The organism is Protofrankia sp. Cas3 (assembly GCF_963555955.1).
Taxonomy (GTDB): Bacteria; Actinomycetota; Actinomycetes; order Frankiales; family Frankiaceae; genus Protofrankia.
This window is the reverse complement of record NZ_CAUVXP010000203.1, coordinates 1-7988: the sequence shown is the minus strand read 5'-3', so window position 1 is coordinate 7988 and position 7988 is coordinate 1. Positions and strand designations below refer to the sequence as shown.

General features: G+C 67.8%; 9 protein-coding genes. 3 read left to right on the top strand and 6 right to left on the bottom strand.

Features of this window, described 5'->3' with window-relative positions:
- The 6 genes from U9983_RS24785 to U9983_RS24760 all read right to left on the bottom strand — a co-directional run.
- Positions 1 to 919, bottom strand: a 919-nt coding sequence (locus tag U9983_RS24785; RefSeq protein WP_322756325.1) for a helix-turn-helix transcriptional regulator, incomplete at its 3' end; no start/stop codon positions are given.
- Positions 920 to 1120: 201 nt separating this feature from the next.
- Positions 1121 to 2353: a 4-carboxymuconolactone decarboxylase gene (gene pcaC / locus U9983_RS24780; RefSeq protein ID WP_322756324.1), complete on the bottom strand. Its 1233-nt coding sequence runs from the start codon at positions 2351 to 2353 to the stop codon at positions 1121 to 1123.
- Positions 2350 to 3543 carry a 3-carboxy-cis,cis-muconate cycloisomerase gene (gene pcaB / locus U9983_RS24775; RefSeq protein ID WP_322756323.1) on the bottom strand — a complete coding sequence of 398 codons (1194 nt, stop codon included), beginning with the start codon at positions 3541 to 3543 and terminating at the stop codon, positions 2350 to 2352. Before pcaB ends, pcaC begins: the two co-directional genes overlap by 4 nt.
- 22 nt (positions 3544 to 3565) lie before the next feature.
- On the bottom strand, positions 3566 to 4135 hold the full coding sequence (gene pcaG, locus U9983_RS24770; protein ID WP_322756322.1) for a protocatechuate 3,4-dioxygenase subunit alpha: 570 nt from the start codon (positions 4133 to 4135) through the stop codon (positions 3566 to 3568).
- Complete coding sequence (pcaH, locus tag U9983_RS24765; protein ID WP_416211524.1) at positions 4128 to 4841, bottom strand: protocatechuate 3,4-dioxygenase subunit beta; 714 nt, start codon at positions 4839 to 4841, stop codon at positions 4128 to 4130. Before pcaH ends, pcaG begins: the two co-directional genes overlap by 8 nt.
- A 41-nt stretch (positions 4842 to 4882) precedes the next feature.
- Entirely contained in the window at positions 4883 to 6067 is a 1185-nt protein-coding gene (locus tag U9983_RS24760) for a 4-hydroxybenzoate 3-monooxygenase (RefSeq protein ID WP_322756320.1), read from the bottom strand.
- Between the two features lie 137 nt (positions 6068 to 6204).
- On the opposite strand from U9983_RS24760, the gene U9983_RS24755 reads away from it, so the two are divergent.
- From U9983_RS24755 to U9983_RS24745, 3 genes are all read left to right on the top strand, one after another.
- Positions 6205 to 6978, top strand: a complete 774-nt coding sequence (locus tag U9983_RS24755; RefSeq protein WP_322756319.1) for an IclR family transcriptional regulator — start codon at positions 6205 to 6207, stop codon at positions 6976 to 6978.
- Positions 6979 to 7189: 211 nt separating this feature from the next.
- A complete protein-coding gene (locus tag U9983_RS24750; RefSeq protein ID WP_322756318.1) occupies positions 7190 to 7426 on the top strand; it encodes a type II toxin-antitoxin system prevent-host-death family antitoxin in 237 nt (78 codons plus the stop codon).
- A 53-nt stretch (positions 7427 to 7479) separates the two neighbouring features.
- Positions 7480 to 7860, top strand: coding sequence for a type II toxin-antitoxin system VapC family toxin (locus tag U9983_RS24745; protein WP_416211522.1), 381 nt, complete (start codon positions 7480 to 7482; stop codon positions 7858 to 7860).
- The last annotated feature ends 128 nt before the right edge of the window (positions 7861 to 7988 follow it).

Below are 7988 nucleotides of genomic sequence, written 5' to 3'. Positions count from 1 at the left end.
TGACTGTTCTCATATCAAAGGTTGACCAGTACTGGTGGTACTCTCCGCCTTCTTGGTCTCCGATACGCACAGCCGCAACTTCGGCAAGCCGCAAAAAATCGTCGGAGACATCTTCTCGGTTGTTGCGTACCGCCGCTGCTGAGCCTCGAAGGAGAAGCCAACCCCATGCCGACAGTTCGGGGGCGGTTGTCGAAGAGATTCGGGGTTCGATTTGCGAGGCGGTCGAACCCGCGAGTGTTTCGGCGTCAACGAACCTGCCTTGTCGAATAAAGAGCCAGCATTGCGAGATAGCCCCAGCCGCCGCGGTGAGTCTGTCCTGCGCCTCGACCGCGTCCGCGATACCCTCGCGAATAGCCGCATAAGCAAGATCGTACTGTCGTACCTGAGTCAGAAACCAGCCTACTAGCTGGTAAACGTTCGCCCGAAGTCTGAATGTCTCTGCCCGCTGCTCCTCGGCAGCAGCTTGCATCAGACTGTTAGCTGTCAGGATCATCTCGGGAAGAATCAGTGCCATAGATTCGAAGTCGTCGGCATGGTATAGAGTCGTCGCGTGAACCAGTTCACTCCGTAGATCGTCGCTGCTGGTTCCGGCGCTCTGCAAGCTCGAATCGGCATCGATTTTGCCACTGATTCCGACGGCTGGCGTCAACACCTGGCGCAACCGAAGGAGGCTGAGCTTATTCTTTTCCTCTTCCGGGCCTACCGGCTCAGGTGCCTTCGCATCGAATAGCGAAGATGTCTCGATGCCGAGAGTCCGTGCGAGCGTGTGTAGCGTCTCAATCCGCGCAGAACCGCCTTGTTCGATTTTTCGAATAGTCGAAATGCTAAGATTCGATCTTTCGGCAAGCTCCTCCTGTGAATAACCACTGCTACGCCGAGATTCCCGAAGATTTTTTCCAAGCGGACCCGTGTCAACCATCGTCGTCCGACTCTCCCTCGTCCCGGCGTGTCTCCACTCGACTAGCGTAACCGTGCCTACGCGGTTGCCTCGAGGTTCGCGCCGGTCACAACACGTTCTAGCGCCAAGGGCATGTGGCGCCTAGCCGGGTTCGATGGCAGTACATGATCGAATTAGAACGTCACGTCACGGACAAGGTCGAAGACCCCTTGTCAATTTTCCCTATTGCCGGTCGCTCGTGATGGGAACGGAGGCGTCGAGCGCTGCCAGCGTCTGCTGCGCAATGGCGAATGCCCGGTTGGAGCGGGGCAGGCCGCTGTACAGCGCCGTGTGCAGCAGCACCTCACCGATTTCAGCCGGGGTGAGTCCGTTGCGGATCGCGGCACGCACGTGCATCGCGATCTCGTGGTCGGCACCGAGGGAGGTCAACGCGGCCAGTGTCACGATCGACCGGTCCCGGCGGGTGAGACCGGGCCGCGACCAGACCTCGCCCCACGCGTAGCGGGTGATGAAGTCCTGAAAGGGCGCGGTGAGTTCGGTGGTGTTCGCTGTCGCGCGGTCCACGTGTTCGTCGCCCAGGACGGCGCGGCGCGTCGCATAACCCGCGTTCAACGTCGCGCCCCCGGCGCCGGGCCCCGCACCGTCCGGCGGGCAGAAGTGCTCCAGTAGGAGGCGTGCGACCTCGCCGGACCGCTCGACCGTGACGAGGTGTGCCGCGTTCCCGAGCACCTCGAACCGGGCCCCTGCGATACCGTCGGCGATCGTCTGTGGGTGCTCGGGTGGGATGGCCGGATCGTCGGCCCCGGCGATGACCAGCGTCGGCGCGGCGATGCGAGCGAGATCGGGGCGCAGATCCATGGTGGCGATCGCCTCGCAGCACTGCGCGTAGGACTCCGCATCGGTGCACCTCACCATGGCCACGAGCGCCGCCACCAGGCCGGGGTCGCGGGCCGCGAGGCCCGGTGTCACCCAGCGCTGGACGACTGCGTCGGCGATCGGGCCCAGCCCGTCGCGCCGCACCGTGGCGGCACGGTCGAACCTGGCCTTCGCGGGCGGCAGGTGGGCCGACGTGCAGAGCAGAGCCAGCCGGGCGATCCGCTGCGGATGGTGCGCAGCGATCCACATGGCTGTCATCCCGCCGAGGGACAGACCGGCCAGGTGGACGCGGGTGACGCCCAGATCGAGCTCGATCCGGTCCAGCACGGCCAGGACGTCGCGAGCCAGCTCGTCGATCGTGCACGGCGGGCCGGGCGGGCCGGGCGGGCCGGGCGGGCCGGGCGGGCCGGCGGGTGAGCGGCCGTGGCCGCGGCTGTCGATCCGCACGACGCGGAACCGCTCGGCGAGGACGGCGACCTGCGGATCCCACATCGCGGTCGACGCGCCGATGGAGTTGAGCAGCACGAGCACCGGTGCGCTGCGCGGTCCCTCGGCGAGGGAGTGGAGATCGACGGTCATCGGTGTCGTCCCGCAAGATAGTGATCGACGATGTCGCCGGCATGGCCGACATCGGTGCTCGGCCGGACCCGGGCGTCGATTGCCTGCATACATCGTAGATTGCGGCTCATAGCGTCCCGGTCGACATGCAGGCCCGACAGCGATACGCGCAGTCTGGCCGCAGCGCCGCCCGCCACGTTGAGCAGCGCGGTGAGCGGTGCCCACTCGGCGTGCCACGGACCGGCGCCGCGCTGCAGCTCGCCGGGCATCGCGGCGAGAAGGGTTGCCACCAGGCCGGGCGCCTGTGCGGCGGCGGCCCGGGCCGTCACGGCCGCGATCGGGTTCTGCTTGTGTGGCATCGCCGATGATCCGCCACCGACGCCTTCGGCCACCTCGCCGAGTTCGGTCTGGGCGAGCAGCACGATGTCGGTGGCGATTTTGCCGACCGCGCCGGACGCCGCGCCGAGCGCGCCGGCGAGTTCGGCGATGCGGACGCGCTCGGTGTGCCAGACCGTGCCCGGGTCGGTCAGCCCGAGTTCATCGGCCAGGGCGGCGCGGACGGCCGGACCGCCCGGATACAGCGCGGCAAGCGTGCCGGCGGCGCCACCCAGCTGCACGGCCAGGTCCTCCCGTACCGCCCGCAGGCGACGGCCGGCTCGGTCGAGGCCTTCTCCCCAGCCGGCCGCTACCGCCCCGAACGTGGTGGGCACCGCCTGCTGAAGCAGCGTTCGTCCGGCCATCGCGGTGTTTCGATGGTCACGTGCGAGCACGGCGCATGCGTCGGCCGCGCCGTCGAGTCCGCCGCCGACGACGGCCGTAGCCCGGTGCGCCACCAGCATGGCCGCGGTGTCGAGGATGTCCTGGCTGGTGGCGCCGAGATGGACGACCGAAGCGGCGTGCTCATCCGCGGCTTGCGCGAGCGCGACCCGAAGCCGGCGGACCAACGGGATCACCGGGTTGCCGTCGGCGGCGGCCTGCCGACCGAGCTCGCCGGGATCGTGGGCGGCCGCCTGCGCGCAGGCAGCCTCGATCTGCGTCGCCGTCGCACCGTCGATCAGTCCTACCGTCGCGCAGGCACGAGCCAACGCGGCTTCGACGTCACACAATGCGCCGAGCCAGGCGCGGTCGTCGGTGGTGGCGGCGACCGCGGTCGCACCGAAGATCGGATCCCACAGGGCATTCACCGGTTCACCGTCCTGGTCGCCCAGCATGATCGCACCGATGTCTTCGCCATCAGATCGCGAAGAACGGGGTCTCGTCGTGACCCTGTATCCGGATGTCGAAACGCAGGCCGCCGTTCTCCTGTTCCACCGCTGTCAACAGGCGCCGCTGTGCAGGTTCGAGCCCGCCCAGCACCGGATCGGTCGCGTTGGCCGCGGCCTCGTCGGGGAAGTAGATCCTCGTGACGAGGCGATGCAGCAGTCCGCGCGCGAGGACGGACACGTCCAGGTGCGGCGCCTCGGTGCCACCGTCGCCGGCTGGCAGCGGCCCGGGCTTGAGCGTGTGGAAGACGAACGTGCCGTCGGATTCGGTCGGGCATCGGCCGAATCCCCGGAACCCGATGTGGGCACGGGCGCCGCGCGGATCGTCAGGGTGGTTGAAGCGTCCGGCGGGGTCGGCCTGCCAGATCTCAATGAGGCCGTCGGGGACTCCGTCACCGGCGCCGTCGATCAGCCTTCCGGTGATCGTAAGCAGGCCCGCGGTCCCGGGGGCGACGACATTTGAGCCATCCGCCCAGGCCAGCACGATGGCCAGGTACGGCCCGACGGTCTGCGACGGTGTCGATCCGAGCAGCTCAGTCATCGTGCGGCTCGCTCTCGAAGGGGGTCTGGTCGCGTCCACGCAGCACGATGTCGAACCGGAAACCGAGCGCCCAGTGGTCCGTCGTCACATCGTGGTCGTAGGACGCCACCATCCGCGCCTTGGCCTTCTCGTCCGGGACGGAGTTGTAGATCGGGTCCTGGACGAACAGCGGATCGTCCGGGAAGTACATCTGCGTGATCAGCCGTTGAGCGAAGGCCCGCCCGAAGACCGAAAAATGGATGTGCGCCGGCCGCCAGGCGTTGTGATGGTTCTTCCAGGGGTATGCCCCGGGCCTGATCGTGGTGAACCGGTACCGGCCCTGGCCGTCGGTGACCGTGCGGCCCAGCCCAGCGAAGTGCGGATCCAGCGGCGACGGCCACTGGTCGCCGACGTGCCGGTACCGGCCGCCGGCGTTGGCCTGCCACACTTCGAGCAGGGCGCCCGGCACCGCGCGGCCACCCGAGTCCAGCAGCCGCCCATGGACGACGATCCGCTGCCCGCACGCTTCACCTCCGTCGTATCGGGTCAGGTCGTCCTCGCCCGGCCCGACCCGCTCGGAGCCGAACAGCGGCCCGGTGACCTCCGTGAGCCGATGTGGCAACAGATGCAGTGGCCTGGTCGGATGGCGCAGCGCGGTGCTCTTGTACCCCGCGAACGACAACGAGGGGTGGGTTCCCTCGGCGTCCACGCGATAGCCGGTCGGCATCCGCAGCGGCTGCGCCACGTCCACGTCCACGTCCACGTCGTTCATCGGTATGACCATCCTTGTGCGTAGGGCAGCCCGGTGTAGTTCTCGGCCAGCGACGTCGCCATCGCCGTGGACGACACGACGTAGTCGAGTTGAGCCAGCGCGAGCTGCTCGCCGAAGACGTCGTCGTCGGGCGAGCGGTGCAGCATCGAGGTCATCCAGCAGGAGAAGTGGGTTGCGCGCCAGACCCGGCGCAGCGCGGTTTCGGTGTAGGCGGCGAGCAGGTCGTCCCGACCTGCGGCGTAGTAGCCGCCGAGCGCCCGGGACAACAGGCGGACGTCGGCCACGGCGAGGTTCATCCCCTTCGCGCCGGTGGGCGGGACGATGTGCGCCGCGTCCCCGGCGAGGAACAGCCGGCCGTGCTGCATCGGCGTCACCACGACACTGCGCATCGGCGTAATCCCTTTGTCCAGCAAAGGGCCTTCGGTCAACGCGAAGCCTGTGTCGTCGGCTAGGCGAGTATGCAGCTCCGCCCAGATTCGATCATCGGGCCATTCGCTGAGATCCTCGCCGGGTGAGACCTGGAGGTACATTCTGGTGACGCTCGGTGAGCGCATGCTGTGTAGCGCGAAGCCGTTGGCGTGCCGGGCATAGATCAGCTCGTGCGAGGACGGCGGCGCGTCGGCGAGGACGCCGAGCCACGCGAACGGGTAGCTGCGTTCGTAGCTCACGAGGTCGGGCAGGTAGCTGCGGCTCACGCCGTGGAACCCGTCTGTGCCGATGACGAAGTCGCAGTCCAACACGTGGCGCGCGCCGTCCTGGACGAACTCGATGCGCGCCTCCTGGGGGTCGAGACCGGCCAGCGCGACGTCCTCGATCTCGAATCGCACGTCGCCACCGGCGTCGAGACGCGCCGCGATCAGGTCCTTTACGACCTCCTGCTGCCCGTAGACCATGATGCCGCGACCGGTGAGCGCGGTGAAGTCGATACGGTGGCTGCGCAGCCCGAAGCGCAGCTCGGTGCCCGTGTGCACCAGTCCCTGCGCGTCCATCCGTTTACCCACGCCGGCCTCGCGCAGCGTCTGGACCGTCCCGTGCTCGAGGACCCCGGCGCGGACGCGGCGTTCGACGTAGGCACGGTCCCGGCGCTCGAGCACGACAGACTCCACCCCCTGCAGATGCAGCAGGTGAGCGAGAAGAAGCCCGGCCGGCCCCGCGCCGACGATGCCGACCTGTGTGCGCATGCGGGCAGCCCCTTCGCCGGTGACCGATGTCGGATGTCGGATGTCGGATGTCGGATGTCGGATCAGCGTGCCCCAGACTCGGCCGGTGCGGGCCTAGACTTCCGTCAGGCGGAAGACCTCTTCGAAAGCGACACGCGATGAACGGCAGGCGACGCGCGTCCGGCACCCAGCGGGTCCTGGCGATCCTCGACTGCTTCTGCGCAGACCGCCCGACGCTGGCGCTGTCCGAGATCAGCCGGCTGGCCGGGTTGCCGCTGACCACCACGCATCGTCAGGTGGGCGAGCTGGCGCGCTGGGGCGCACTGGAACGTGATCACGACGGCCGGTATCGCATCGGGCTACGGCTGTGGGAGGTCGGCGCGCTGGCGCCGCGCAGCATCGGGCTGCGCGAGGCCGCGCTGCCGTTCCTCGAGGATCTCTACGAGGTCACCCACGAAAACGTCCAGATCGCCGTACTGGACGGGCCGGATGTCGTCTACGTGGAAAGGATCTCCGGCCGGCAGGCGGTACACATCGTGAGCCGACCGGGCAGCCGGTTGCCCGCGCACGCGACGGGCGTCGGACTTGTGCTCCTCGCCCACGCGACCAGCGACGAGATCGACGCGGTGCTCGCCGGCCCGCTCAAGCGCTACACCGAGCACACCATCACCGACCCGACCCGGCTGCGCCGCGCCATGGCAGAAGTCCGCCGGACCGGCTACGCGATCAGCGACCGCCAGATCGAGACGGTCTCCGTCTCGGTCGCGGCACCGGTCTACGACTCGACCCGCACCGTCGTCGCGGCGCTGTCGATCGTCGTCGCGGCCAAGGCCGGACACGCTCGACGCTACGTGCCGGCTGTGCTGGCCGCGGCGCGCGGGATCTCCCGCCACCTCGGTGCCGGCCGCGAGAACATCGCAGCTGTCGACTGACCGCACCCAGGGCGGGTTCAAACGGTCATAGCGACGCTCTGGATGTGTTCGGCCATATCGTCCGTTTTCTCGACGAGCACCAGTGAGCCACGCCAGCTCGACCTGAGTCGACTCCGCCCGGCGACGTGCATCTCGAAGCATCGTTGCCGCCATGTCACCGTTAGAGCGCCCGGCAACAGGGGCGTGTATCACGCGTGATACACTAATATCCATGGCTGAGGTGACGGTTCGTGATCTGCGTAACCACGGCGGTGAGATTCTTGACCGTGTCATGGGCGGGGAGTCGTTGACGGTGACGCGGGATGGCCGTGCGGTTGCGGAGCTACGACCGTTGCCGCGCCGTCCCCTACCGGCATCCCTGCTTCTGGAGCGGTGGCGTCGCATGCCGGCCGTCGATCCTGTGCGGCTCAGGGCGGATATCGACAGTGTGCTGGACCCGGCGCTGTGACAGGTCCGTCGTGCAACCATGAGCGTGGTGTCCTCGACACCAGTACTGTGATCATGCTGTCTCGGATCGAGGACCCAGCCAGCCTTCCTGCGGAGCCGTTCATCACCGCGGTCACGCTGGCCGAGCTTTCGGTCGGACCGCTGGTCGCGACGACGGACGGGGAGCGCGCCGCCCGCCAGGCCCATGTTCAGCAGGCAGAGGCCGACTTCGACCCGCTGCCCTTCGACGCGGCAGCGGCCCGAGTGTTCGGACGTGTGGCGGCCTCGTTGCGGCGGGCTGGCCGCAAACCTTCGGCCCGTGCGTATGACGCCATGATCGCAGCCACGGCGCTATCTCATGAACTACCTGTGTACACGTGCAATCCCGCCGATTTCTCCGGCATCGACGGACTCACGGTGGTTGCCATCCCAGTACCGAGTGCGCCGAGAGACTAGGGCATGCGGCGAGGAGGCTTGAGTGGAATCCGAGAGGCCACCGGGAGCAGGATCGACACGATCGGAAAGTCATGACTTCACCTGAAATTGGTTGGAGGATTAAGCGAATAGCTTGCTGTCAATTTCCG